This window comes from Klebsiella sp. Ech2A (genome assembly GCF_030078455.1).
In the GTDB taxonomy this organism is placed as follows: domain Bacteria; phylum Pseudomonadota; class Gammaproteobacteria; order Enterobacterales; family Enterobacteriaceae; genus Klebsiella; species Klebsiella terrigena.
Genome location: NZ_JAQGFU010000057.1, coordinates 1 through 24,882, shown reverse-complemented (window position 1 = coordinate 24,882; position 24,882 = coordinate 1). Strand labels below are relative to the sequence as shown.

The following is a 24,882-nucleotide window of genomic DNA, read 5'->3' as shown; positions in this document are numbered from 1 at the left end:
GACTGGCTGGTGACACGCTGGAGCGTTAACCCCGGCGAAACCTTCCTTGACCGGATGATCGCGATGGTGGAAGGCGCCCAGCGGCGCAAAACGCCGAACGAGATCGCGCTGACGATCCTGCTCATCGCCCTGACGCTGGTGTTCCTGCTGGCCACCGCCACTATCTGGCCCTTCTCCGCGTGGAGCGGCAGCGCGGTCAGCGTAACGGTGCTGGTGGCGCTGCTGGTATGCCTGATCCCCACCACCATCGGCGGCCTGCTGTCGGCCATCGGCGTCGCCGGGATGAGCCGCATGCTGGGCGCGAACGTCATCGCCACCAGCGGACGCGCGGTTGAAGCCGCCGGCGACGTTGACGTCCTGCTGCTGGATAAAACCGGCACCATCACCCTCGGCAACCGTCAGGCCTCGGCCTTCCTGCCGGCCCGCGGCGTGGAGGAGCGCACTCTCGCCGACGCGGCGCAGCTCTCCTCCCTGGCCGATGAGACCCCCGAAGGCCGCAGCATCGTGGTGCTGGCGAAACAGCGCTTTAACCTCCGCGAGCGCGACCTGCAGTCGCTGCAGGCGACCTTTGTACCGTTCACCGCCCAGACGCGGATGAGCGGCATCAACATCGACCAGCGCATGATCCGCAAAGGTTCGGTCGATGCCATTCGTCGCCACGTCGAGGCCAACGGTGGCCACTTCCCGGCGGACGTCGATAAGCAGGTGGAAGAGGTTGCCCGCCTGGGCGCCACGCCGCTGGTGGTGGCCGAAGGCGAGCGCGTGCTGGGGGTTATCTCGCTGAAAGATATCGTCAAGGGCGGGATCAAAGAGCGCTTTGCCCAGCTGCGCAAGATGGGCATCAAAACGGTGATGATCACCGGCGATAACCGCCTGACCGCGGCGGCGATTGCCGCCGAAGCGGGGGTCGATGATTTTCTCGCCGAAGCGACGCCGGAAGCCAAGCTGGCGCTGATTCGCCAGTACCAGTCGGAGGGTCGGCTGGTGGCGATGACCGGCGACGGTACCAACGATGCTCCGGCGCTGGCCCAGGCCGACGTCGCGGTGGCGATGAACTCCGGCACCCAGGCGGCAAAAGAGGCCGGAAATATGGTCGACCTCGACTCCAACCCGACCAAATTAATTGAGGTGGTGCATATCGGTAAACAGATGCTGATGACCCGGGGTTCGTTAACCACCTTCAGCATCGCCAACGACGTGGCGAAATACTTTGCCATTATTCCGGCCGCCTTTGCCGCCGTTTACCCGCAGCTCGCCATGCTCAACGTGATGCGCCTGCACTCGCCGTCATCGGCGATCCTCAGCCCGGTTATCTTTAACGCGCTGATTATCGTCTTCCTGATCCCGCTGGCGCTGAAGGGCGTGAGCTATCGCCCGCTGTCGGCATCGGCCATGCTGCGCCGTAACCTGTGGGTCTACGGTCTTGGCGGGCTGCTGGTGCCGTTTGTCGGCATCAAAATCATCGATCTGCTGCTGACCCTGACCGGGTTGGTGTGAGGAAAATACCATGTCATTCATTCGTCCGGCCGTTGTGCTATTTATTCTGTTAACCCTGCTCACCGGCGGGCTCTATCCGCTGCTGACGACCGCCCTCGGGCAGTGGTGGTTCCCCCAGCAGGCGAACGGTTCGCCGATCCGCATTGATGGCGAGGTGCGCGGCTCCAGCCTGATTGGGCAAAACTTTACCGCCGCAGGCTATTTCCAGGGGCGGCCTTCGGCCATCGCCCAGACGGCGGATAGCCCGCTGGCGTCCGGCGGGAGCAACCTCGCCGCCAGCAACCCGGCGCTGGATAAAGTCATTGGCGAACGGGTAGAGGCGCTGCGTCGCGCCACCCCCGACGCCAGCCCGCGGGTTCCGGTGGAGCTGGTCACCGCCTCGGCGAGCGGGCTGGATAATGGCCTGACGCCGGCGGCCGCGCTGTGGCAGGTACCGCGCATCGCCAAAGCCCGCCAGCTGAGCGCCGGGCAGGTCACCCGGCTGGTGAATGAGGCGACGCAAAAACCGCTGGCCAGTTTTCTCGGCCAACCTGTGGTAAATATACTGCAGCTGAATATGGCGCTGGATGCCCTGAAGGATAACTAAAAAATGAGTGACGAGCCGCTGCGCCCGGACCCTGACCGTCTGCTGCAACACGCCGCCGAGCCGCATCGCGGCAAGCTAAAGGTGTTCTTTGGCGCCTGCGCGGGCGTCGGTAAAACCTGGGCGATGCTGGCCGAGGCGCAGCGGCTTCGCGCCCAGGGGCTCGATATTCTGATTGGCGTGGCGGAAACCCACGGGCGCAAAGAGACGGCGGCGATGCTGGAGGGGCTAAGCATCCTCCCCCCGCGCCGTTTCTCCCACCGCGGGCGCTACGTTCACGAATTCGATCTCGATGCCGCCCTGGCCCGCCGCCCGGCGCTGATTCTGGTCGATGAGCTGGCGCACAGCAACGCTCCCGGCTCACGCCACCCTAAGCGCTGGCAGGACGTCGAAGAGCTGCTTGAAGCCGGCATCGACGTCTTTACCACCGTTAACGTCCAGCATCTGGAAAGCCTGAACGACGTGGTGAGCGGCATCACCGGCGTGCAGGTCCGCGAAACCGTCCCCGACCCGTTCTTTGATGCCGCCGATGACGTGGTGCTGGTGGACCTCCCCCCCGACGATCTTCGCCAGCGCCTTAATGAAGGGAAGGTGTATATCGGCGGCCAGGCCGAACGCGCCATCGAGAACTTCTTTCGCAAAGGTAACCTGATTGCCCTGCGCGAGCTGGCGCTGCGCCGCACCGCCGACCGGGTCGATGAGCAGATGCGCGCCTGGCGCGACCGTCAGGGCCAGGAGAAAGTCTGGCACACCCGCGACGCTATCCTGCTGTGCATCGGCCACAATACCGGCAGCGAGAAGCTGGTCCGCGCCGCCGCCCGCCTCGCCGCCAGGCTCGGCAGCATCTGGCACGCGGTCTACGTTGAAACTCCGTCTCTGCATCGCTTGTCGGAAGCCAAACGGCGGGCGATCCTCGCGGCGCTCAGGCTCGCCCAGGAGCTGGGCGCGGAGACCGCCACCTTGTCCGATCCTTCGGAAGAGAAGGCGGTTTTGCACTACGCCCGCGAGCATAACCTCGGAAAAATTGTTATCGGCCGTCAGCGGCAGCGCCGCTGGTGGGATCGGCAGGGTTTTGCCGACCGCCTGGCCCGCCACGCGCCGGACCTCGATCTGGTGGTGATTGCCCTTGATGAAAAGAGCGCCCCCCTGCCCGCCCGCGCCGGCGATAGCCGCAGCACGATGGATAAGTGGCGGCTGCAGCTGCAGGGCTGCTGCGTCGCGGTGGCCATCTGTGCGGTAATTACGCTCGTCGCCATGCAGTGGCTGGTGGCCTTTGAGGCTGCCAACCTGGTGATGATCTACCTGCTCGGGGTGGTGGTTATCGCCCTGCTGTACGGCCGCTGGCCGTCGGTGCTGGCGACTGTTATCAACGTCGTCAGCTTCGATCTGTTCTTTATCGCCCCGCGCGGCACGCTGGCGGTTTCCGACGTCCAGTATCTCCTGACCTTCGGGGTCATGCTCACCGTTGGCCTGGTGATCGGTAACCTCACCGCCGGCGTGCGCTACCAGGCCCGCGTCGCCCGCTACCGCGAGCAGCGCACCCGTCATCTGTATGAGATGTCAAAAGCGCTGGCGGTCGGGCGCAGCCGGGAGGATATCGCGCTGACCAGCGAACGCTTTATCGCCTCGACTTTCCAGGCCCGGGGCCAGCTTCTGCTGCCCGACGAGAGCGGAGCTCTGCGGCCGCTGACCCAGCAGGCGGGGCTCACCTCGTGGGATGATGCGATTGCGCGCTGGAGCTTCGATAAAGGCCAGCCCGCCGGCGCGGGCACCGATACGCTGCCCGGCGTTCCCTACCAGATCCTGCCGCTGAAAAGCGCCGCCCGCAGCTGGGGACTGCTGGTGGTTGAGCCGGATAACCTGCGCCAGCTGATGATCCCCGAGCAGCAGCGGCTGCTGGAGACCTTTACCCTACTGGTGGCCAGCGCCCTCGAGCGGCTGACGCTCACCGCCAGCGAAGAGCAGGCCCGGCTCAACAGCGAGCGCGAGAGCCTGCGTAACTCCCTGCTGGCGGCGCTGTCGCATGATTTACGCACCCCGCTGACGATCCTCTTCGGTCAGGCGGAAATTCTGACCCTCGATCTGGCGAGCGAAGGGTCTAAACACGCGCCGCAGGCCAATGAAATTCGCCAGCACGTGCTCAACACCACCCGGCTGGTGAATAATCTGCTGGATATGGCGCGGATCCAGTCCGGCGGCTTTAATTTGCACAAAGAGTGGCTCACCCTCGAAGAGGTGGTTGGCAGCGCGCTGCGGATGCTGGAGCCGGGCCTCGGCGGCCAGCATATTCATCTGGCGCTACCCGACCCGCTGCTGCTGGTTCACGTCGACGGGCCGCTTTTTGAGCGGGTGCTGATCAATCTGCTGGAGAATGCGCTGAAGTACGCCGGCCCGCAGGCGCAAATCGGCATTACGGCGCAGGCCGACGATCGCCAGCTGCAGCTCGACGTGTGGGATAGCGGTCCGGGGATCCCCCTGGGCCAGGAACAGGCTATCTTTGATAAGTTCGCCCGCGGTCATAAAGAGTCCGCCATCCCAGGCGTAGGGCTGGGGCTGGCGATCTGCCAGGCGATCGTCGAGGTCCACGGCGGCACCATCGGCGCGCAAACGCGCCCTGAGGGCGGCGCCTGCTTCCGTGTTACACTGCCGCGAGAGGCGCCGCCGGAGCTGGATGAGTGGTGCGGCGACGCGCGAACTGACTGAAAGCACTAGCCGAGGAACCGTGATCAACGTTCTTATTATTGAAGATGAACATGCTATTCGTCGCTTTCTGCGCACCGCGCTGGAAGCCGACGGCATGCGGGTATTTGAAGCCGAAACGCTGCAGCGCGGTCTGCTCGAAGCCGCAACCCGCAAGCCTGACCTGACGATTCTTGATCTTGGCCTGCCCGATGGCGACGGCAGCGATTTTATTCGCGAAGTGCGCCAGTGGAGCCAGATGCCGATTATCGTGCTGTCGGCGCGCACGGAAGAACAGGATAAAATTGCCGCCCTCGATGCCGGCGCCGATGACTACCTGAGCAAGCCGTTTGGCATTGGCGAGCTGCAGGCGCGGCTGCGGGTCGCGCTGCGCCGTCACGCCGGTGCCCAGGCCGATGAGCCCATCGTCCGCTTTTCCACTATTCAGGTTGATATTCCGGCGCGGCGGATCCTGCGCGGCGAGGAGGAGATTCATCTTACCCCGATTGAGTTCCGCCTGCTGGCTGCGCTGCTGAATAACGCCGGCAAGGTGCTAACCCAGCGCCATCTGCTGAATCACGTCTGGGGGCCGAATGCGGTGGAGCACAGCCACTATCTGCGAATCTATATGGGTCATCTGCGGCAAAAGCTGGAGGTTGATCCTGCGCGACCGCAGCATCTGCTGACCGAGACCGGCATTGGCTATCGCTTTATGCCTTAGGTTCGGTTGGAAGAGCGTCGGGCCGCGGCGAAAGCGCCGGGCCCGAGCGGGAGGGTCCCCTCTTCCCGGCTAGCGCTGCGCTATCGGGAGAGGTTTCACCAGGCTATCAGGCGTTTTTCAGCACTTCGCTGACAATTTCTACCGCCTCTTTCTCAATCTGCTTGCGATGTTCTTCGCCGAGGAAGCTTTCGCAGTAGATTTTGTAGGCGTCTTCCGTGCCTGACGGACGAGCGGCAAACCAGCCGTTGTCGGTCATCACTTTCAGACCGCCGATCGACGCACCGTTACCCGGCGCAGCGGTCAGGCGAGCGGTGATCGGATCGCCCGCCAGCGTGCTTGCGCTGACCATCTCCGGCGACAGCTTCGACAGCGCCGCTTTCTGCGCGGAGGTTGCCGATGCCTGCAGGCGGTTATAGCTCGGCGCGCCGAAGCGTGCGGCCAGCTCGTCATAGTGCTGCTGCGGGTTTTTACCGGTGACGGCGGTGATTTCCGCGGCCAGCAGGCACATGATGATCCCGTCTTTATCCGTAGACCACGGCGTGCCGTCAAAACGCAGGAACGAAGCGCCCGCGCTCTCTTCACCGCCGAAGCCAAAGCTGCCGTCAAACAGGCCGTCAACGAACCACTTAAAGCCCACCGGCACTTCCACCAGCTTACGGCCAAGATCGCCGACCACGCGGTCGATCATCGCCGAAGAGACCAGCGTTTTGCCGACGGCAACCTCTTTTCCCCACTGCGGACGGTGCTGGAACAGATAGTTAATCGCCACCGCCAGATAGTGGTTCGGGTTCATCAGTCCGGCCGGGGTTACGATGCCGTGACGGTCGTAATCCGGATCGTTGGCGAAGGCCAGATCAAACTTGTCGCGCAGCGCCAGCAGGCCGGCCATCGCGCACTCGGACGAGCAGTCCATGCGGATGGCGCCGTCTTTATCCAGGTGCATAAAGCGGAAGGTTTGATCGACATGATCGTTAACGATGGTCAGATTCAGCTTGTAGTACTCGGCGATGCGCTTCCAGTATTCAATCCCGGAGCCGCCCAGCGGATCGACGCCAAGCTTAAGGCCCGCTTTTTGAATCGCCGCCATATCGACGATATCCGCCAGCCCTTCAATAAACGGCTGAACCAGATCCTGCTCTTTCACGTGGCCGGAGGCCAGAGCGGCATCGAGAGAGATGCGCTTCACGCCCTCCAGGCCGGAAGCCAGCAGTTCGTTAGCCCGGTTCTCCACCACCTTGGTGACGTTGGTATCAGCCGGACCGCCGTTCGGCGGGTTGTACTTGATACCGCCATCTTCCGGCGGGTTATGCGACGGCGTGATTACGATGCCATCCGCCAGCGGGCCACCCTTTTTGTTGTGCACCAGAATGGCGTTGGAAATCGCCGGCGTCGGGGTGAAGCCGTTGTTCTCCTGCACGATCACATCAACACCGTTAGCCGCCAGTACTTCCAGTACGGAAATAAAGGCCGGCTCGGAGAGCGCGTGGGTATCCTTACCGACGTAGCATGGACCGGTAATCCCGTTCTTCGCACGATCTTCCGCAATCGCCTGAGCAATCGCCAGAATATGCTGCTCGTTGAAGTTATGGCGACCTGCGCTGCCGCGATGGCCAGAGGTCCCAAACTTCACCGCATGCTCCGCGTTGCCTGCTTCCGGCTTCAGTACATAGTACTGGGCAGTCAGCTGGGCGACGTTAATCAAATCACTCTGTTGTGCAGGCTGCCCCGCACGTTTATCGATTGCCATTGCCTGATCCTTCTGATGCAAGGGTGAATAAAGCTAGATCGTGCCGCAGACCTTCTCAATCAACTCCGCGGGGAATTGCATTGACTGCATGATATGTTCAATCATGCTGCATTTGCGGCCAGTGTTGGTATTGGTAATCACCCACCACGGCGTGCCGGGGACCTGCTTAGGCTTAGTCTGATTGCCGCTTTTCAGCAGAATGCGGGCATCTTCAGCAAAATAGGTCCGCGTACGCCCGTGTAGAGACTCGGTGGCCGCTGCAAACGCTTTGCTGTCCAGCGAGTACAGCGTCGTCAGCACCAGCATAAAACGGTTTACCGCGCGCTTTTGCTCGGCGTATTCATCAGATAACAGCAGTTCGCGCACGGCGCGGACCTTATCCTTCACCGGGTTAGCGGGCCTGGCCTCAACAACGGCGGCCGGAGCCGGGGCCGGCGCGGCTTTCGCAACGGCGGCGGCGGTCTGGGAAGCGGCGGAAAATTTCAGCATGCGCCGTAAAATGTCGGATGCACTCTCACCAATATGCTGGGTGTGGCTGGCAATATAGCGATAGAGATCATCATCAACTTCAATTGTTTTCATCTTAATCCAGTGCGATATCTTATTCTGAATACAAGTTGTCAGGATTATAAGGACAAATCCTAACCGCGGATAGCGTCAAACCAGGATGGCGGTAAAACTCAGATAGCTCTGGGTCTTGCAGCCGGATGGCAGAATGTCCAACATAATACCCTAACCCGACGGAGCGAAAAAAAGAACTTTGCCATGAAATTAAATAGCCGCGCGCAATCTGCACAAAATCCGCACAATAATTCCCCGGTGGTCCTGGTTCACGGCCTGTTTGGCAGCCTTGATAACCTGGGCATCCTCGCACGCGACCTGGTCGCCGACTACGATACCCTGCAGGTCGATATGCGCAATCACGGTCTTTCCCCGCGCGATCCGCAGATGACCTACGCCGCGATGGCTCAGGATCTGCTCGACACCCTTGACGATCTGCAGCTGGAAAAAGCGACCTTTATCGGCCACTCAATGGGCGGTAAAGCGGTGATGGCGCTTAGCGCCCTCGCGCCGGAACGCATCGACGGCCTGGTGGCTATCGATATCGCGCCGGTGGATTATCACGTTCGCCGCCATGACGAAATCTTTGCCGCCATCAACGCCGTGACCGCCGCCGGCGCCGCAACCCGCCAGCAGGCGGCGGCGGTCATGCGCGAACACCTGCAGGAAGAGGGCGTGATTCAGTTTCTGCTGAAGTCCTTCGTTGACGGCGAGTGGCGGTTTAACGTGCCGGTCCTGTGGGATCAATATAGCCATATCGTTGGCTGGCAGCCGGTTCCCGCCTGGCCGCATCCGGTCCTGTTTATCCCGGGCGGCAACTCACCCTACGTGTCCGATGAGTATCGCGACGCGCTGCTGGCGCAGTTCCCGCAGGCCCGCGCGCACGTGATTGCCAGCGCGGGCCATTGGGTCCATGCAGAGAAACCGGAGGCGGTACTGCGCGCCATTCGCCGATATCTCTCCTCTTTAGCGGCATAACTGGCTAAAAACTGCCCGACCGCGCCGCAGAATGCCCGCGGTCGTTGGCGCAGCGGTTCGCCTGATGTATTATGGCGCGCTATCTGTGTCGGCAATGGCCCGACAACTCGTTTCCCCGAAGTCACTCTGAATCATGGCAAAAGAACAAACGGACCGTACGACATTAGATTTGTTCGCAACCGAGCGTCGCCCGGGTAGACCAAAGACCAATCCGCTTTCGCGCGACGAGCAGCTGCGCATCAATAAACGCAACCAGCTTAAACGCGACAAAGTGCGCGGCTTAAAGCGCGTGGAGCTCAAGCTCAACGCTGAAGCGGTTGATGCGCTCAATGAGCTAGCTGATGCCCGCAATATGAACCGTAGCGATCTGATTGAAGAGATGTTGATGAACCAGCTTGCAGCCCTACATAGCCAGGGTAAAGTCTGAGAAACCTCAAAAACAGCACTTTCATGTAGCAGAGTGTGCAGTCGGGCATGATTGCTGTTTCCGCGCCCTTCCCTGTTCTGCTATGATTGCCGTTATCTGCGGGCATTACGCCACTACCACATCATTAAGTTTCAAGAGGTTATTTTACTCATGGCAATCATCGGCATCTTTTTTGGCAGCGACACCGGCAACACCGAAAATATTGCAAAAATGATCCAAAAGCAGCTCGGTAAAGACGTTGCTGATGTTCACGACATTGCCAAAAGCAGCAAAGAAGACCTGCAGGGTCATGACATTCTGCTGCTGGGCATCCCAACCTGGTACTACGGTGAAGCGCAGTGTGACTGGGATGATTTCTTCCCGACGCTGGAAGAGGTCGACTTCAACGGTAAGCTCGTCGCCCTGTTTGGCTGCGGCGACCAGGAAGACTACGCTGAATACTTCTGTGACGCGCTGGGGACCATTCGCGACATCATCGAACCGCGCGGTGCAACCATCGTCGGCCACTGGCCAACGGCGGGCTACCATTTCGAAGCCTCTAAAGGTCTCGCCGATGACGACCATTTCGTCGGTCTCGCTATCGATGAAGACCGTCAGCCTGAGCTGACCAACGAGCGCGTTGAGAAATGGGTTAAGCAGATTTCTGAAGAACTGCATCTCGAAGAAATCAAAAACGCCTGATGGTTAAACGGCGATACCTTGGGGTATCGTCGTATTAATAGGTAAAAGCAATAAAACTAATAGCTACAAGTTTTTAACTTTTAATCACATATCTGTACAATGTCCTCTGATTTGACGAGGAGACGTGACACAGTTTGTAGCCTGTGCCTCGTTTTTGACAGCATACAAGGCTCGATGCTTGCGGTTTTCATTTCATCATGGCAGTTCTATAATGAGACGCGTTACATCGGGTGATTCTCTGTATTACTTCCGCTAATGGAAGTAGATCGTTTAGCAACAGGACAGATTCCGCATGACTGACAACAATACCGCATTGAAGAAGGCTGGCCTGAAAGTCACACTTCCACGATTAAAAATTCTGGAAGTGCTGCAGGGGCCGGATAACCATCACGTCAGCGCGGAAGATTTATACAAACGCCTGATCGACATGGGGGAAGAGATCGGTCTGGCTACCGTTTATCGCGTACTGAACCAGTTTGATGATGCCGGCATTGTTACCCGCCATAATTTTGAAGGCGGTAAATCCGTTTTCGAACTGACGCAGCAGCATCATCACGATCACCTGATTTGCCTCGATTGTGGCAAAGTGATCGAATTCAGCGATGACTCCATCGAAGCGCGTCAGCGTGAAATTGCCCACCGTCACGGTATCCGCCTGACCAACCACAGCCTGTACCTGTACGGTCACTGTGCTGAAGGCGACTGCCGCGAAAATGAACACGCGCACGACGCGGTGGAAAAGTAGTTTCCCACAGCGTAAGCAGCAAAAAGCCAACCCGAGGGTTGGCTTTTTTTATGCCCGTAATCAGGCAGTACGCCGAGGATCAGGGCCGGGTATTGTTGCTGCGGATCTCTTTCCAGATCTGGTCGCAGCGGGCTTTAACCGCCTGATCGTTGCCGGTGCGGGTCGCCAGGATACACTGCTGATAATCCAGCACCCGTACGCTTTCCTGGGTAGCGAACTGCTGGTGCTGTTTATCCTCTTTAAGAACGTTCAGCACGCTCTGGCAGGCCTGAACTTTATCCGGGTTCCCTTCTGCCGTATTGATGCAGGCGCTGTAGGCATCCTTCAACTTAGTATCTTCTTTTGGCGCCGGTGACTGCGCACAGGCCACCAGACCCGATGCCATGATGGCGATGAGCAATAGCTTTTTCATAATCAACCTCACAGGCTGGCGGCAGGCTTACGCCCGCCGCTGCGGCATCAGAAAATAGTGAACGGGGCAATAACCATAAACTTCACGTCGCGCTCATCCTGGAAGATGTTGCCGTAACCGCCGCTCCAGCTTGGAATATCGGAGTGGTTGTCGTACTGGGTGAAGTGGAGTTTGAACAGCGTTCCTTTTGCCCGGCCGTCCTGTACGGTATACATGGCGTCGAGGCTGTAGGCCGACTCTTCCAGACGTTTGTCCGCGTTGTAGTACGCGTCAGGCGTCGCCATTTTGCCCGGTTTCGCATCCCATGCGTAAACGTAAGATGCACCAAACGCCCAGCCCGGCATATTCCAGTTTTTCATGTCGTACATCGCGCCGAAGAACACGGCCTTTTCGCCGTTGGCGTTAAAGTCGGAGCGGTTATCCCACCACACGTCCAGGCGGCCGTTAGAGGAGGCGTAGGTTGGAGTCATACGCTGCAGGAAGTAGCCCTGCTGGCCCTCGGCCTTGACCCAGGTCCCTTCCAGACGCAGGTCCAGCACGTCGGCAACCTTGTAGCCGAAGGTCAGCGCCTGCAGCCAGGCGGTGCCGTCGTAAATATCGTTGGCGCCGCCGTTGCTGACCTTATCGCGGGTGCCGTAGAACTGATAGCTGGTATTTAACGGGGTACCGGCAACGTCAAATTTATAGCTGGCCTTGGCAAAATACTGGTCGATATACCCCTGAGCCTGGCCAAACGCGGCCTCCAGCACGAGGTCGTTTTTAAAATCATATTTGGCGCCCAGAGAGTGCAGATAATCGACTTTGGTCTTCTTATCATTCTGGTAGAACTCATCCATCTCAATGTGCCACGGCGCCTTGTATTCGTTCGTCCACATGTAGGAGAAACTCAGCGCGCCGGAATCGCCGTAATCAAAGTTAGCTCCGGCTTCAGCACCTTGATAAGTGCCCGGCATAAAGCTCCAGTGCGGAGCCAGCAGCGTTTGCCCGGTTGGCTGAATATAGCCAGCGCGCGCCCACGCCGGACCAAACTTAAATTTTGCCGCCGCTTTGTAGAGGCTGATCCCGCTCTTATCGCCGGAGTAATCTTCGTCGTAGGCTTTATTTCTTGAGGAGAAGGCAATTTCGTTCGGGTGGCCGCTTTCGCTGCTTTCCGCCATTTCAATGGCGGTAAAGGCCGCTACGTCGATACCAAACATATCGGCGGCATAGCCGGACTGGAAGTCCAGGTTGGCGTTCCAGGTTGAATGCGAAAGGTTGGTTTTGTACTTATCGCCGTCGGTGACGTCTTTACGGTCGCGCTCACGCTGCCAGTAATAGATACCGCCGGTTAATGTGGAATCATCAATAAAACCTGCTGCGCTGGCCTGCGGAACGACGATCCAGCCCGACATCGCGGTGACGGCGGCAATAGCCAGCGCCAGCGTACTACGTTTGCCACTAAACGTACGCATGTGCATATCCTCTTTGACGTTTTAAAACGCGGAGCCAAAGGCAAGCCGCGAAAAATAAATAAGACTGCTAAAAAGCGGTGCGGAAAAAGTCCGCAAATCCACTATGGATAGACTATTTTTCGTGACGCGAATTATCAATCTCTTTCGCCGAGCAAAGCTTAAGATTATGACAAAGCGCACATATTCTATGTCGTTTTGTTACAGCCTTAAATTTCGTAGATTTAGTTCGGAAGTGTTTGCAAAATCAGAATAAAACGGGAAATGAAAACGCTTACAGCGGTTTTTTACGCGATAATCGCCGACGGGCCCGGCGGGATATATTACAGCTTGTAAACAAGATTAATTCGCATCGCGAAAATAACCAGATTCGGCCGTGAAAGACGGAAATAAAAAACGCCGCGGGAGGCGGCGTTTTTGCTGACGAGGCGGGGACGCGGGCTTATGCGCCGGTCTTCGCCCAGGTATCGCGCAGGCCAACGGTGCGGTTGAACACCAGACGGTCAGCGGTAGCATAGCGGCTATCGAGGCAGAAGTAGCCTTCACGCTCGAACTGCAGCGCCTTACCGGCCTGTGCCTGCGCCAGGCTCGGCTCGGCAAAGCCGTGCCTGATAACCAGCGATTCAGGGTTCATTACGGCCAGGAAGTCCTCTTCGGCGCCCGGATTCGGCACGCTGAACAGACGGTCGTACAGGCGAATTTCTACCGGCAGCGCGTGCGCCACGCTCACCCAGTGGATAACGCCCTTGACCTTGCGGCCGTCAGCAGGATCTTTGCTCAGCGTATCGGCATCATAGGTGCAGAAGATGGTGGTGATATTGCCCTCTGCGTCCTTCTCTACGCGCTCGGCTTTGATCACGTAGGCATTGCGCAGGCGAACCTCTTTGCCCAGCACCAGACGCTTGTACTGCTTGTTGGCTTCCTCACGGAAATCCGCGCGATCGATCCAGACTTCACCGCTGAACGGCACGTCGCGGCTGCCCATCTCCGGCTTGCTCGGATGGTTAGGCATGGTCACATTTTCACTGCCGCCCTGCGGATAGTTTTCGATAACCAGTTTTACCGGATCGATAACGGCCATCGCGCGCGGGGCGTTTTCGTTCAGATCTTCACGAATGCAGGATTCCAGCGACGCCATTTCAATGGTGTTGTCCTGTTTGGTCACGCCGATGCGCTTACAGAACTCACGAATCGATTCGGCGGTATAGCCGCGGCGACGCAGGCCGGAAATCGTCGGCATACGCGGATCGTCCCAGCCCTCAACGTGCTTCTCGGTGACCAGCTGGTTGAGCTTGCGCTTGGACATCACGGTATATTCGAGATTCAGGCGCGAGAATTCGTACTGGCGCGGATGAACCGGAATGCTGATGTTATCCAGCACCCAATCGTACAGGCGACGGTTATCCTGGAACTCCAGGGTACACAGAGAGTGCGTGATACCTTCCAGCGCATCGCTGATGCAGTGGGTAAAGTCATACATCGGGTAGATGCACCACTTGCTACCGGTCTGATGGTGATCGGCGAACTTAATGCGGTACAGCACCGGATCGCGCATGACGATAAACGGCGAAGCCATATCGATTTTCGCACGCAGGCAGGCTTTACCTTCCGCAAAACCACCGGCGCGCATTTTTTCAAACAGCGCCAGGTTCTCTTCTACGCTGCGATCGCGGTACGGGCTGTTTTTGCCCGGCGCTTTCAGCGAGCCGCGGTATTCGCGGATCTCTTCCGCCGACAGCTCGTCAACGTAGGCCAGACCTTTATTGATCAGCTCAACGGCGTAGCTGTGCAGCTGATCGAAATAATCAGACGAGTAGCAAACTTTCCCGGACCAGTGGAAACCTAACCACTGCACGTCGTTTTTAATCGACTCCACGTATTCGATATCTTCTTTCACCGGGTTGGTGTCATCGAAGCGCAGGTTGCATTGGCCTTGATAATCCTGAGCAATGCCGAAGTTCAGGCAAATTGATTTCGCGTGGCCAATGTGCAGATAACCGTTCGGCTCCGGCGGGAAGCGCGTATGAACGGTGGTGTGCTTACCAGTAGCCAGATCTTCATCGATGATCTGACGAATAAAGTTAGTTGGGCGGGCTTCTGCCTCACTCATCGTGGGTTCCTCAAAGCGTAAACAACGTATAACGGGACATGATCTTACAAGCAGGACGTGGAGACAACTATTAGTTACTGAAAATACGTATCTGAAGGAGATTATGGGGTCATTTGCTGCAAAAAAAAGCGGCGGAGGTTTCCCCCCGCCGCACAGGCATAAACTCTACTCAGGAGCCCTACTTGCCTTTAATCTCATACAGTGGCGTCTGGCCGGCGACAACTTTACCGCTCGCCTGAATCACCAGCGCGCTGTAATCGTCGCTGTTGCTGCAGACTACCGGGCTAATCATCGAGCGGGCGTTCGCGTTGAGGAAGTCCAGATCCATTTCCAGAATCGGCTGGCCTGCCTTCACTTCCGCGCCCTCTTCGACCAGGCGCTTGAAGCCCTGGCCGTTCAGCGCGACGGTATCAATGCCCATATGGACAACGATTTCCGCGCCGTTTTCCGTTTCCAGACAGAACGCGTGGTTGGTATTGAAGATCTTAACGATGGTGCCCGTAGCCGGGGAGACCACAATCTTATCGGTCGGTTTCACCGCCACGCCGTCACCGACGGCTTTGCTGGCGAACGCTTCGTCCGGAACCTGCTCCAGCGCCACGATATCACCGGTAATCGGCGAAACCAGCGCGGCGATGGTTTTCGCGTTAGCCACGGCCTGCGGTTTTGCAGCCGCAGCGGCGACAGGCGCGCTGTTGGTTGTGGTGGCCGTGGCGGCTACCGGGCCGCGCGCAACCACTTTTTTCATCTCATCACCGACCGACTCTGCTTTCGCACCGACGATAACCTGGATGGTTTGTTTGTTCAGCTTAACCACGCCGGAAGCGCCAAGGCGTTTACAGGCCGCATCGTTAACGCGCGCGGAATCCGCAACGGTCAGACGCAGACGGGTAATACAGGCATCAATCGCTTTCAGGTTGTCAGTCCCGCCGACGGCCGCAATGTACTGCGTAGCCAGCTGGGTCAAACCCTCTTCGGTGTTGCTGTTGGCTTCCGAAGTCACCACGTCGTCAGTTTTATCTTCACGACCCGGCGTTTTCAGGTTGAACATGCGGATTACCGCGGTGAACAGCAGGAAGTAGATGAAGAAGAACACCACGCCCATGACCAGCAGCATCCAGACGTTTTTGCTGGCTGCCGGCAGGCTGTACATCAGAACGTAGTCAATGGCCCCTGCGGAGAAGGAGAAGCCCGCATGGATACCCAGCGACGTGGCCACAAACAGGCTGATGCCGGTCAGGACGGCGTGCAGGAGGTACAGCAGCGGAGCCAGGAACATGAACAGGAATTCCAGCGGCTCGGTCACACCGGTCAGGAACGCGGTGATAGCCACGGACAGCAGCATACCGCCAACCATCGGACGACGCTCTTTCGGCGCAGCGAAGTACATCGCCAGCGCCGCACCCGGCAGACCAAACATCATGATCGGGAAGAAGCCGGACATGAACATCCCCGCGGTGCCGTCACCGGCGTAGAAGCGGTTGATGTCGCCGTGGAACACCGCGCCTGCGGCGTTGGTGAACTCACCGATCTGGAACCAGGCAATGGTGTTCAGCACCTGATGCAGGCCGGTTGGGATCAGCAGACGGTTGATGAAACCGAAGATACCGGAACCCAGCGCGCCCTCGGACACGATCCACTCGCCGCCGGCGTGAATGGCGTGCTGTACCGGAGGCCAGACGTAGCCGAAGATGGCCGCCAGCACCAGACAGAAGAAGCCGGTGGCGATAGGAACAAAACGTTTCCCGCCGAAGAAGCTCAGGAAGTCAGGCAGCTTGATGCCAGACCAGCGGTTATAAACGGCACCGGCAACCAGACCGGTAATGATCCCCGCCAGAACGCCCATGTTAATTTCTGGGTTGATGGTGACCATTGCTTTGGTTAATACGAAATAACCTACCGCACCGGCCAGCGCCGCCGCGCCGGCGCTGTCTTTCGACCAGCTGGACGCCACGCCGATCGCAAAAATCAGCGCCAGGTTATCAAAGATTGCCCCGCCGGCCTGCGCGATGAACGCCACGTTAAGCAGATCGGGTTGACCGAATCGCAGCAGCAGCGCTGCGACGGGCAGCACGGCGATAGGGAGCTGTAACGCCCTACCTAGCCGCTGAAAAAAACCTAAAATATTCATCTTATTCCCCCTATGAGACCCCGATGAGGCTCACTCAAAGCCATTTTTTTATTGTGTAAAAAGGTCAGTTTTTTAACTTACCCGCAAAGTGTGTGAAAATTTAATTCGTATCGCAAATTAAACGCGTATTTTTTGTGACTATAATCACCAAATATCGTATTAACCCCTCCCCTGGACTGGCTAACAACGAAAACTTATTTTATCATTCAAAAAATCAACACGGATTGAGCCGGTCGGCGTAGTTACTGCAATACTCTTCATAGAGTACTGGCGCCAATCCGCCAGGTTATAATTTAACTATAGAGGTGAAGAATGAGACTGATTCCCCTGGTAACAGCTGAACAAGTAGGTAAATGGGCGGCTCGCCACATCGTTAACCGCATCAATGCGTTCAAACCGACTGCGGACCGTCCGTTTGTACTGGGTCTGCCTACCGGTGGTACACCTCTTACCGCCTACAAAGCTCTGGTTGAGATGCACAAAGCGGGCCAGGTTAGCTTCGAACACGTTGTCACGTTCAACATGGATGAGTACGTTGGCCTGCCGAAGGAGCATCCGGAGAGCTATCATAGCTTTATGCACCGCAACTTCTTTGATCACGTTGATATTCAGGCAGAAAACATTAACCTGCTCAACGGTAATGCGCCAGACATCGATGCAGAATGTCGCCGCTATGAAGAGAAAATCCGCTCCTACGGCAAAATTAACCTGTTTATGGGCGGCGTGGGTAACGACGGTCACATCGCGTTCAACGAGCCGGCCTCTTCTCTGGCTTCCCGTACCCGCATTAAAACCCTGACCCATGACACCCGCGTGGCAAACTCCCGCTTCTTCGACGGTGACGTTGACCTGGTGCCGAAATATGCGCTGACCGTGGGCGTTGGCACCCTGCTGGATGCCGAAGAGGTGATGATTCTGGTGCTGGGCCATCAGAAAGCGCTGGCGCTGCAGGCGGCGGTAGAAGGCAACGTCAACCACATGTGGACCATTACCTGTCTGCAGCTGCACCCGAAAGCAGTGATCGTTTGCGACGAACCGTCCACCATGGAACTAAAAGTGAAGACGCTGAAATACTTCAACGAATTAGAAGCCGAAAACGTCAAAGGGTTGTAATCTGGTCCCGTCCTGCGGCTACCCCCGCGGGACATTTCTTTTTTTCTGATGCACAAAATCCTTCAGGCGGCAGCAAAACGGTCAATTAACGGTCTGCTAAAGAGGCCGGCCTGAAGGAAAGTGTGCGTAAACCGGGGGTCGTATGTATGCATTAACCCAAGGCCGGATCTATACCGGTCATGAAATTCTGGATGACCATGCGATAGTTATCGCTGATGGCCTTATCGAACGGATCTGTTCACTGGCTGATTTACCGTCCGGGATTGAGCAACGCTCGGTCAACGGCGCCGTTCTCGCCCCCGGTTTTATCGACGTCCAGCTGAACGGCTGCGGCGGCGTGCAGTTTAACGACAGCCCGGATGCGGTGACCGTTGAAACGCTGGAAATTATGCAGAAGGCCAACGAACGCTCCGGCTGCACCAGCTATCTGCCGACGCTTATCACCTCCAGCGACGATCTGATGAAACAGGGCGTGCGCGTCATGCGCGAGTATCTGCAAAAGTATCCTAACCAGGCGCTGGGCCTGCATCTTGAAGGTCCGTGGCTGAACATCGTCAAAAAAGGGACCCATAACCCGGACTACGTGCGTAAACCGGACGCCGCGCTGGTGGAGTTCCTGTGCGAAAATGCCGATGTCATCACCAAGGTGACTCTTGCGCCGGAGCGCGTCGGGCCAGAAGTGATTCGCCAGCTGGTCGACGCCGGAATTGTCGTCTCCGCAGGGCACTCCAACGCCACCCTCAAGGAAGCCAAAATCGGTTTCCGCGCGGGCATCACTTTCGCGACCCATCTTTATAACGCCATGCCGTATATTACCGGACGCGAGCCGGGCCTGGCGGGCGCTATTTTTGACGAGCCGGACGTTTACTGCGGTATTATCGTCGACGGTATGCACGTTGATTATGCTAACGTACGCAATGCGAAGCGCCTGAAGGGCGACAAGCTGTGCCTCGTGACCGATGCCACCGCGCCGGCGGGTGCCAATATTGAGCAGTTCATTTTTGCTGGTAAAACAATATACTACCGTAACGGACTGTGCGTAGATGAAAACGGTACCCTCAGTGGTTCTTCGCTGACCATGATTGAAGGCGTGCGTAATCTCGTTGAACATTGCGGTATCGCGCTGGAAGAAGTGTTGCGTATGGCAACCCTCTACCCTGCGCGTGCCATTGGCGTGGAAAAGCAGCTCGGCAGCATTGCGCCGGGAATGGTCGCTAACCTGACCGCCTTTACCCGCGACTATAAAATCATCAAGACCATCGTTAATGGTAACGAGGTCATCACTGAGTAAGTAAAAGTATGACAGCAGGCGGACATGCTCAAATTGGTAACGTTGATCTCGTAAAACAGCTGAACAGCGCGGCCGTATACCGCCTGATTGACCAGCATGGCCCCATCTCGCGCATTCAGATCGCGGAACAAAGCCAGCTTGCCCCTGCCAGCGTGACTAAAATCACGCGTCAACTGATTGAACGCGGGCTGATCAAAGAAGTCGATCAGCAGGCCTCCACCGGAGGCCGCCGCGCTATCTCCATTATTGCCGAGACCCGCAGCTTCCAGGCCATTGGCATACGCCTCGGCCGCCACGATGCCACCCTGACCCTGTACGATTTAAGCAGTAAGACGCTGGAAGAGGAGCACTTCCCGCTGCCGGAGCGCACGCAGGAAACCCTCGAGCACGCGCTGCTGAACATCATCGCCGCCTTTAGCGAACGCTGCCAGCGCAAGATCCGTGAGCTCATCGCTATTTCGGTCATTTTACCCGGCCTTGTCGATCCGGAAAGCGGCGTCATTCGCTACATGCCGCATATTCAGGTTGAGAACTGGGGCCTGGTAGAGGCGCTGGAAAAACGCTTTAAAGTGACCTGTTTTGTCGGCCATGATATCCGCAGCCTGGCGCTGGCGGAGCACTACTTTGGCGCAAGTCAGGACTGCGAAGACTCTATTCTGGTGCGCGTCCACCGCGGCACTGGGGCGGGAATTATCTCCAACGGCCGCATTTTTATCGGCCGCAACGGTAACGTGGGTGAGATAGGCCACATCCAGGTCGACCCGCTCGGCGAGCGCTGCCACTGCGGCAACTTCGGCTGCCTGGAGACCGTCGCCGCCAATGCGGCCATCGAACAGCGGGTGCGCCATCTGCTGGAACAGGGCTACCAGAGCCGCCTTAGCGTGGACGAGTGCAATATCAAAGCCATCTGCAAAGCCGCCAATAAGGGCGATACCCTGGCCTGCGAGGTTATCGAACACGTCGGCCGCCACCTGGGAAAAACCATTGCCATCGCCATTAACCTGTTCAATCCGCAGAAGGTGGTGATCGCCGGCGAAATCGTCGAAGCAGAAAAGGTTTTGCTCCCGGCCATCGAAGGCTGCATTAACGCCCAGGCGCTAAAAGCGTTTCGCAAAAATCTACCGGTGGTGCGATCCACGCTCGATCATCGTTCGGCGATCGGCGCCTTTGCGCTGGTGAAGCGCGCGATGCTCAACGGGATCCTGCTCCAGCGCCTGCTGGAAAGTTAGCCTGTTTTTTGTTCACCCATTTGTGCCTTTCTTCAACGATGTCGGACTGTCCATGACCATTCAAAACGTAATTTGTGATATCGACGGCGTGCTGATGCACGACAATGTGGCCGTACCGGGCGCTGCGGAATTTATCAAACGCATTCGCGAAAAAGAGATGCCGCTGGTGATGTTGACCAACTATCCGTCTCAGACCGGCCAGGACCTGGCCAACCGCTTCGCCACGGCGGGCATTGACGTCCCGGATAGCGCCTTTTACACCTCAGCCATGGCGACCGCCGACTTTCTGCGCCGTCAGGAGGGGAAAAAAGCCTACGTGGTGGGCGAAGGCGCGCTGATCCACGAGCTTTATAAGGCGGGCTTCACCATCACCGACGTCAACCCGGATTTTGTCATCGTCGGCGAAACCCGCTCCTTTAACTGGGAGATGATGCACAAGGCGGCCTTCTTTGTAGCAAACGGCGCGCGCTTTATTGCCACCAATCCGGACACCCACGGCCGCGGCTTCTACCCGGCCTGCGGCGCGCTGTGCGCGGGGATTGAGAAGATCTCCGGCCGCAAGCCGTTTTACGTCGGCAAGCCTAGCCCGTGGATTATCCGCTCCGCGCTGAACAAGATGCAGGCCCACTCCGAGCAAACCGTCATCGTCGGCGATAACCTGCGTACCGATATTCTGGCGGGCTTCCAGGCCGGCCTGGAAACGATCCTCGTGCTGTCCGGCGTTTCGACGCTCGACGACATCGACAGCCTGCCGTTCCGACCGTCGTGGATCTATCCGTCGGTGGCCGAAATCGATATTTTCTAAGCCAAACCACGTCCCAGGACGTGGTTTTTCATTTTCCAGCCACAATGAAAAGCCTTCATCTAATGAGATCGGCTTATTTTTGAATATCCGTCAATAAAGTCGCTCAAAACATATTCTTTTTTTAATATTCAACAATCACCATTGCGTTTTTTCCTGTTGCCCCCGTAAAAGCCTTGCACCGCCCTCTCCTTTGCGGCATTTTCTTAAACACGCACTAAGACCTCGCAACAAGACGACGTCTGCACAACATCAAATACGATAGGGTAACGGAGAAGGCTATGTGTTCAATTTTCGGCGTACTGGATATTAAAACTGACGCGGTAGAACTGCGTAAAAAGGCACTGGAGCTTTCCCGCCTGATGCGCCACCGCGGGCCGGACTGGTCCGGCGTCTACGCCAGCGATAAAGCTATTCTGGTCCATGAACGTCTCTCTATCGTTGACGTTAACGCCGGCGCCCAGCCGCTGTATAACCAACAAAAAACCCACGCCCTGGCGGTGAACGGTGAAATTTATAACCACCAGGCGCTGCGCGCAGAATACGGCGACCGCTATACCTTCCAGACCGGTTCAGACTGCGAAGTCATCCTCGCGCTGTATCAGGAAAAAGGCCCGGCCTTCCTTGACGATCTGCAGGGCATGTTTGCCTTCGCGCTGTACGACAGCGAGCAGGATGCCTACCTGATCGGCCGCGACCATATCGGTATCATTCCGCTGTATATGGGTCACGACGAGCACGGTAACTTCTACGTCGCATCAGAAATGAAGGCGCTGGTGCCGGTGTGCCGCACCATTAAAGAGTTCCCGGCCGGCAGCTACCTGTGGAGCAAAGATGGCGAAATCCGCGAGTATTACCAGCGCGACTGGTTTGATTACGACGCGGTAAAAGACAACGTGACCGATAAAAACGAGCTGCGTCAGGCGCTGGAAGAGTCGGTGAAAAGCCACCTGATGTCCGACGTTCCTTACGGCGTGCTGCTTTCCGGCGGCCTGGACTCTTCGGTCATCTCCGCAATCACCAAAAAGTTTGCCGCCCGTCGCGTTGAAGATCAGGAGCGTAGCGAAGCCTGGTGGCCGCAGCTGCACTCCTTTGCCGTCGGCCTTGAGGGATCGCCGGATCTGAAAGCCGCGCAGGAAGTGGCCAACCATCTGGGCACCGTGCACCATGAGATCCACTTCACCGTCCAGGAAGGCCTCGACGCCATTCGCGACGTGATTTATCACATCGAAACTTACGACGTGACCACCATCCGCGCATCGACGCCGATGTACCTGATGTCGCGTAAAATCAAAGCGATGGGCATCAAAATGGTGCTGTCAGGCGAAGGTTCTGATGAGGTGTTTGGCGGCTATCTCTATTTCCACAAAGCGCCAAACGCCAAAGAGCTGCATGAAGAAACCGTGCGCAAGCTGCAGGCGCTGCATATGTTTGACTGCGCCCGTGCGAACAAAGCGATGTCCGCGTGGGGCGTGGAAGCCCGCGTGCCGTTCCTCGACAAGCAGTTCCTCGACGTCGCCATGCGCATCAACCCGCAGGATAAGATGTGCGGCAACGGCAAAATGGAAAAGCATATCCTGCGCGAATGCTTTGAATCCTACCTGCCGGCAAGCGTGGCGTGGCGCCAGAAGGAGCAGTTCTCAGACGGCGTCGGCTACAGCTGGATCGATACGCTGAAAGAAGTGGCGGCCGGACAGATTTCCGACCAGCAGCTGGAAACCGCCGCCTTCCGCTTCCCGTACAACACGCCGTCGTCGAAAGAGGCGTATCTGTACCGTGAAATCTTCGAAGAGCTGTTCCCGCTGCCGAGCGCCGCGGAGTGCGTCCCCGGCGGTCCGTCGGTTGCCTGCTCATCGGCTAAAGCGATCGAATGGGATGAAGCTTTCAAAACCATGAACGATCCGTCAGGACGCGCGGTAGGCGTGCACCAGTCGGCCTATAAATAATCGCGCCAGACGACAAACGGACCCCGCGGGGTCCGTTTTTTTATGCCTTTATTTACGGCTTAAAAGCGATAAATAACCAATAATTGCTGATTATTACATCATGCTGGTTGCAACCTAACCAAACAGTCACATTCCGGCGATTTTCCTTGAAAAAGAGGTTGACGCTCGCAGGCCCAATACGCATAATGCGCCCCGCAACGCCGATAAGGTAACGCGAAAAAAAAGATGGCTACGTAGCTCAGCTGGTTAGAGCACATCACTCATAATGATGGGGTCACAGGTTCGAATCCCGTCGTAGCCACCATCTTTTTTTTGCGGGAGTGGCGAAATTGGTAGACGCACCAGATTTAGGTTCTGGCGCCGCAAGGTGTGCGAGTTCAAGTCTCGCCTCCCGCACCATTCACCGAACGCGTTGCACGGATGGGGTATCGCCAAGCGGTAAGGCACCGGTTTTTGATACCGGCATTCCCTGGTTCGAATCCAGGTACCCCAGCCATATTTCTTCGAGGTTAGCGGTTTGCCGCGACGGTTCTTGGGGTATCGCCAAGCGGTAAGGCACCGGTTTTTGATACCGGCATTCCCTGGTTCGAATCCAGGTACCCCAGCCATCGAAGAATGTGATAAGATTTGGCTACGTAGCTCAGCTGGTTAGAGCACATCACTCATAATGATGGGGTCACAGGTTCGAATCCCGTCGTAGCCACCAGATAGGGACTTATTGATTTAGTTCGATAAATCCGAAAAAATTGTTGGGGTATCGCCAAGCGGTAAGGCTCTGGTTTCTGATACCAGCATTCCGAGGTTCGAATCCTCGTACCCCAGCCAATTTAAAAAAGTCGCTCACTTGTGGGCGCACCCGTTGGGGTATCGCCAAGCGGTAAGGCTCTGGTTTCTGATACCAGCATTCCGAGGTTCGAATCCTCGTACCCCAGCCACTTAGTAACAAAAAAGCTCGCTTCGGCGAGCTTTTTTGTTTTTGTCGTCCGCCGCTTTCAGCCTGCGATAATTTCAACGCGGTCCCCGGCCTCGCATCACGCAGGCCGGGGAGCTTCTTCGCTACAGCCCCAGCGCGTACTTCAGCGCCTGACGCTTTAAAATACCCGCCCGCGCCGCCGCCATCAGGCCGATATTGCGCAGCGCGCGCACCGGCGCCAGATCGTTGCTGAAGCCAACGTAAAACAGATCCATCCCCGACTGCATCAGCAAATTATCGGTTCTGCGCCGCGTCTGATAGCGTTTGAGCACCGGCAAGCTGTCCCACTCCTCACCGCGCTCCCGCGCGCGCGTTAAGACATCCAGCAGCGCGTCGACGTCGCGGTAGCCGAGATTAACCCCCTGCCCCGCCAGCGGATGAATAGTGTGCGCCGCGTCGCCCACCAGCGCCAGCCCCGGCTGCACGTACTGCAGCGCGTGGCGGCGGGTCAGCGGAAACGCGCCGGCGCTGAGCGGCGTAACCTCACCGCAGCGCGACGGAAAGTGGCGCCCGATCTCCTGCTGGAGCTGCGCCATGCTCATCCCCTGCAGCTGACGAATTCGCGCGGGGGTGTCGTACCAGACCAGCGAGGCCCAGCGATCGAACAGCGGCAGAAACGCGCGCGGTCCGGAGGGCGTAAACTGCTGCCAGGTGCTGTCGCCGGGATCGTCGGCGCACTGGACGCTAATCAACATGCAGGATTGCTGATACTGCCACGCCTGTACGCCAATCCCGGCCAGCCGACGCACCTCGGAGTTTGCGCCGTCGGCGCCAATAACCAGCCGGGCCGCGCACTCCCTCCCGTCCC

Annotated in this window: 20 protein-coding genes and 7 tRNA genes; 20 read left to right on the top strand and 7 right to left on the bottom strand. The window is 57.7% G+C overall.

Annotation, left to right across the window (positions count from 1 at the left end; genetic code table 11):
• From kdpB to kdpE, 4 genes are all read left to right on the top strand, one after another.
• On the top strand, window positions 1-1,497 hold a 1,497-nt coding region (gene kdpB / locus PFH44_RS12865; protein WP_283825180.1), incomplete at its 5' end, for a potassium-transporting ATPase subunit KdpB.
• Window positions 1,498-1,507: 10 nt separating this feature from the next.
• Window positions 1,508-2,083: a potassium-transporting ATPase subunit KdpC gene (kdpC, locus tag PFH44_RS12860; protein ID WP_283825179.1), complete on the top strand. Its 576-nt coding sequence runs from the start codon at window positions 1,508-1,510 to the stop codon at window positions 2,081-2,083.
• A gap of 3 nt (window positions 2,084-2,086) precedes the next feature.
• Window positions 2,087-4,783: a two-component system sensor histidine kinase KdpD gene (gene kdpD, locus PFH44_RS12855; RefSeq protein WP_045854484.1), complete on the top strand. Its 2,697-nt coding sequence runs from the start codon at window positions 2,087-2,089 to the stop codon at window positions 4,781-4,783.
• Between the two features lie 19 nt (window positions 4,784-4,802).
• Window positions 4,803-5,480 (top strand): two-component system response regulator KdpE, encoded by a 678-nt coding sequence (kdpE, locus tag PFH44_RS12850; protein WP_041144615.1) that lies wholly within the window; start codon window positions 4,803-4,805, stop codon window positions 5,478-5,480.
• Between the two features lie 106 nt (window positions 5,481-5,586).
• Here the strand turns inward: kdpE and pgm are convergent, their stop codons facing one another.
• A complete protein-coding gene (gene pgm / locus PFH44_RS12845; protein WP_283825178.1) occupies window positions 5,587-7,227 on the bottom strand; it encodes a phosphoglucomutase (alpha-D-glucose-1,6-bisphosphate-dependent) in 1,641 nt (546 codons plus the stop codon).
• A 33-nt stretch (window positions 7,228-7,260) separates the two neighbouring features.
• Window positions 7,261-7,809, bottom strand: a complete 549-nt coding sequence (gene seqA / locus PFH44_RS12840) for a replication initiation negative regulator SeqA (protein WP_045854483.1) — start codon at window positions 7,807-7,809, stop codon at window positions 7,261-7,263.
• A 183-nt stretch (window positions 7,810-7,992) separates the two neighbouring features.
• Here seqA and ybfF point away from each other — a divergent pair, with 183 nt between their 5' ends.
• The 4 genes from ybfF (at window position 7,993) to fur (ending at window position 10,619) form a co-directional block, all read left to right on the top strand.
• Window positions 7,993-8,766, top strand: a complete 774-nt coding sequence (gene ybfF / locus PFH44_RS12835; protein ID WP_283825177.1) for an esterase — start codon at window positions 7,993-7,995, stop codon at window positions 8,764-8,766.
• Window positions 8,767-8,899: 133 nt separating this feature from the next.
• Window positions 8,900-9,193, top strand: coding sequence for a LexA regulated protein (ybfE, locus tag PFH44_RS12830; RefSeq protein WP_041144611.1), 294 nt, complete (start codon window positions 8,900-8,902; stop codon window positions 9,191-9,193).
• A 150-nt stretch (window positions 9,194-9,343) separates the two neighbouring features.
• Complete coding sequence (gene fldA / locus PFH44_RS12825) at window positions 9,344-9,874, top strand: flavodoxin FldA (RefSeq protein ID WP_148250773.1); 531 nt, start codon at window positions 9,344-9,346, stop codon at window positions 9,872-9,874.
• 292 nt (window positions 9,875-10,166) lie between these two features.
• A complete protein-coding gene (gene fur / locus PFH44_RS12820) occupies window positions 10,167-10,619 on the top strand; it encodes a ferric iron uptake transcriptional regulator (protein ID WP_045854481.1) in 453 nt (150 codons plus the stop codon).
• Window positions 10,620-10,698: 79 nt separating this feature from the next.
• Here the strand turns inward: fur and PFH44_RS12815 are convergent, their stop codons facing one another.
• From PFH44_RS12815 to nagE, 4 genes are all read right to left on the bottom strand, one after another.
• Window positions 10,699-11,031 carry a ChiQ/YbfN family lipoprotein gene (locus PFH44_RS12815; protein WP_045854480.1) on the bottom strand — a complete coding sequence of 111 codons (333 nt, stop codon included), beginning with the start codon at window positions 11,029-11,031 and terminating at the stop codon, window positions 10,699-10,701.
• A gap of 47 nt (window positions 11,032-11,078) precedes the next feature.
• Window positions 11,079-12,482, bottom strand: a complete 1,404-nt coding sequence (gene chiP, locus PFH44_RS12810; RefSeq protein ID WP_045854479.1) for a chitoporin ChiP — start codon at window positions 12,480-12,482, stop codon at window positions 11,079-11,081.
• 439 nt (window positions 12,483-12,921) lie between these two features.
• A complete protein-coding gene (gene glnS, locus PFH44_RS12800; RefSeq protein WP_045854478.1) occupies window positions 12,922-14,589 on the bottom strand; it encodes a glutamine--tRNA ligase in 1,668 nt (555 codons plus the stop codon).
• Window positions 14,590-14,767: 178 nt separating this feature from the next.
• Window positions 14,768-16,720: a PTS N-acetyl glucosamine transporter subunit IIABC gene (gene nagE, locus PFH44_RS12795; protein WP_283825176.1), complete on the bottom strand. Its 1,953-nt coding sequence runs from the start codon at window positions 16,718-16,720 to the stop codon at window positions 14,768-14,770.
• Between the two features lie 312 nt (window positions 16,721-17,032).
• On the opposite strand from nagE, the gene nagB reads away from it, so the two are divergent.
• The 12 genes from nagB to PFH44_RS12735 all read left to right on the top strand — a co-directional run bounded on the left by nagB (window position 17,033) and on the right by PFH44_RS12735 (window position 24,036).
• Window positions 17,033-17,833 (top strand): glucosamine-6-phosphate deaminase, encoded by an 801-nt coding sequence (nagB, locus tag PFH44_RS12790; RefSeq protein WP_045854476.1) that lies wholly within the window; start codon window positions 17,033-17,035, stop codon window positions 17,831-17,833.
• A gap of 142 nt (window positions 17,834-17,975) precedes the next feature.
• Complete coding sequence (nagA, locus tag PFH44_RS12785; RefSeq protein ID WP_045854475.1) at window positions 17,976-19,124, top strand: N-acetylglucosamine-6-phosphate deacetylase; 1,149 nt, start codon at window positions 17,976-17,978, stop codon at window positions 19,122-19,124.
• Window positions 19,125-19,132: 8 nt separating this feature from the next.
• Window positions 19,133-20,353 (top strand): DNA-binding transcriptional regulator NagC, encoded by a 1,221-nt coding sequence (gene nagC, locus PFH44_RS12780; RefSeq protein WP_045854474.1) that lies wholly within the window; start codon window positions 19,133-19,135, stop codon window positions 20,351-20,353.
• A gap of 52 nt (window positions 20,354-20,405) precedes the next feature.
• Window positions 20,406-21,158, top strand: coding sequence for an HAD-IIA family hydrolase (locus tag PFH44_RS12775; protein WP_045855421.1), 753 nt, complete (start codon window positions 20,406-20,408; stop codon window positions 21,156-21,158).
• Between the two features lie 278 nt (window positions 21,159-21,436).
• On the top strand, window positions 21,437-23,101 hold the full coding sequence (gene asnB / locus PFH44_RS12770; RefSeq protein ID WP_045854473.1) for an asparagine synthase B: 1,665 nt from the start codon (window positions 21,437-21,439) through the stop codon (window positions 23,099-23,101).
• A 227-nt stretch (window positions 23,102-23,328) separates the two neighbouring features.
• Window positions 23,329-23,405 (top strand) — tRNA-Met (locus PFH44_RS12765).
• Window positions 23,406-23,415: 10 nt separating this feature from the next.
• Window positions 23,416-23,500, top strand: a tRNA-Leu gene (locus PFH44_RS12760).
• A gap of 22 nt (window positions 23,501-23,522) precedes the next feature.
• Window positions 23,523-23,597 (top strand) — tRNA-Gln (locus tag PFH44_RS12755).
• 37 nt (window positions 23,598-23,634) lie between these two features.
• Window positions 23,635-23,709: transfer RNA gene (locus PFH44_RS12750), tRNA-Gln, on the top strand.
• A 21-nt stretch (window positions 23,710-23,730) separates the two neighbouring features.
• Window positions 23,731-23,807: transfer RNA gene (locus tag PFH44_RS12745), tRNA-Met, on the top strand.
• Window positions 23,808-23,851: 44 nt separating this feature from the next.
• Window positions 23,852-23,926, top strand: a tRNA-Gln gene (locus PFH44_RS12740).
• Window positions 23,927-23,961: 35 nt separating this feature from the next.
• Window positions 23,962-24,036, top strand: a tRNA-Gln gene (locus tag PFH44_RS12735).
• 121 nt (window positions 24,037-24,157) lie between these two features.
• Here PFH44_RS12735 and PFH44_RS12730 read toward each other — a convergent pair.
• A partial coding sequence (locus tag PFH44_RS12730; protein ID WP_283825175.1) for an FAD-dependent monooxygenase occupies window positions 24,158-24,882 on the bottom strand: 725 nt, incomplete at its 5' end.

What these genes read in the sequence shown, in the direction of transcription:
- kdpD (WP_045854484.1), top strand. Translation starts at nt 2,087, where the DNA reads ATGAGTGACGAGCCGCTGCGCCCGGACCCTGACCGTCTGCTGCAACAC.
- seqA (WP_045854483.1), bottom strand. Translation starts at nt 7,809, where the DNA reads ATGAAAACAATTGAAGTTGATGATGATCTCTATCGCTATATTGCCAGC.
- nagB (WP_045854476.1), top strand. Translation starts at nt 17,033, where the DNA reads ATGAGACTGATTCCCCTGGTAACAGCTGAACAAGTAGGTAAATGGGCG.
- fldA (WP_148250773.1), top strand. Translation starts at nt 9,344, where the DNA reads ATGGCAATCATCGGCATCTTTTTTGGCAGCGACACCGGCAACACCGAA.
- nagE (WP_283825176.1), bottom strand. Translation starts at nt 16,720, where the DNA reads ATGAATATTTTAGGTTTTTTTCAGCGGCTAGGTAGGGCGTTACAGCTC.
- fur (WP_045854481.1), top strand. Translation starts at nt 10,167, where the DNA reads ATGACTGACAACAATACCGCATTGAAGAAGGCTGGCCTGAAAGTCACA.
- ybfE (WP_041144611.1), top strand. Translation starts at nt 8,900, where the DNA reads ATGGCAAAAGAACAAACGGACCGTACGACATTAGATTTGTTCGCAACC.
- asnB (WP_045854473.1), top strand. Translation starts at nt 21,437, where the DNA reads ATGTGTTCAATTTTCGGCGTACTGGATATTAAAACTGACGCGGTAGAA.
- ybfF (WP_283825177.1), top strand. Translation starts at nt 7,993, where the DNA reads ATGAAATTAAATAGCCGCGCGCAATCTGCACAAAATCCGCACAATAAT.
- chiP (WP_045854479.1), bottom strand. Translation starts at nt 12,482, where the DNA reads ATGCGTACGTTTAGTGGCAAACGTAGTACGCTGGCGCTGGCTATTGCC.
- nagA (WP_045854475.1), top strand. Translation starts at nt 17,976, where the DNA reads ATGTATGCATTAACCCAAGGCCGGATCTATACCGGTCATGAAATTCTG.
- PFH44_RS12815 (WP_045854480.1), bottom strand. Translation starts at nt 11,031, where the DNA reads ATGAAAAAGCTATTGCTCATCGCCATCATGGCATCGGGTCTGGTGGCC.
- nagC (WP_045854474.1), top strand. Translation starts at nt 19,133, where the DNA reads ATGACAGCAGGCGGACATGCTCAAATTGGTAACGTTGATCTCGTAAAA.
- PFH44_RS12775 (WP_045855421.1), top strand. Translation starts at nt 20,406, where the DNA reads ATGACCATTCAAAACGTAATTTGTGATATCGACGGCGTGCTGATGCAC.
- pgm (WP_283825178.1), bottom strand. Translation starts at nt 7,227, where the DNA reads ATGGCAATCGATAAACGTGCGGGGCAGCCTGCACAACAGAGTGATTTG.
- glnS (WP_045854478.1), bottom strand. Translation starts at nt 14,589, where the DNA reads ATGAGTGAGGCAGAAGCCCGCCCAACTAACTTTATTCGTCAGATCATC.
- kdpC (WP_283825179.1), top strand. Translation starts at nt 1,508, where the DNA reads ATGTCATTCATTCGTCCGGCCGTTGTGCTATTTATTCTGTTAACCCTG.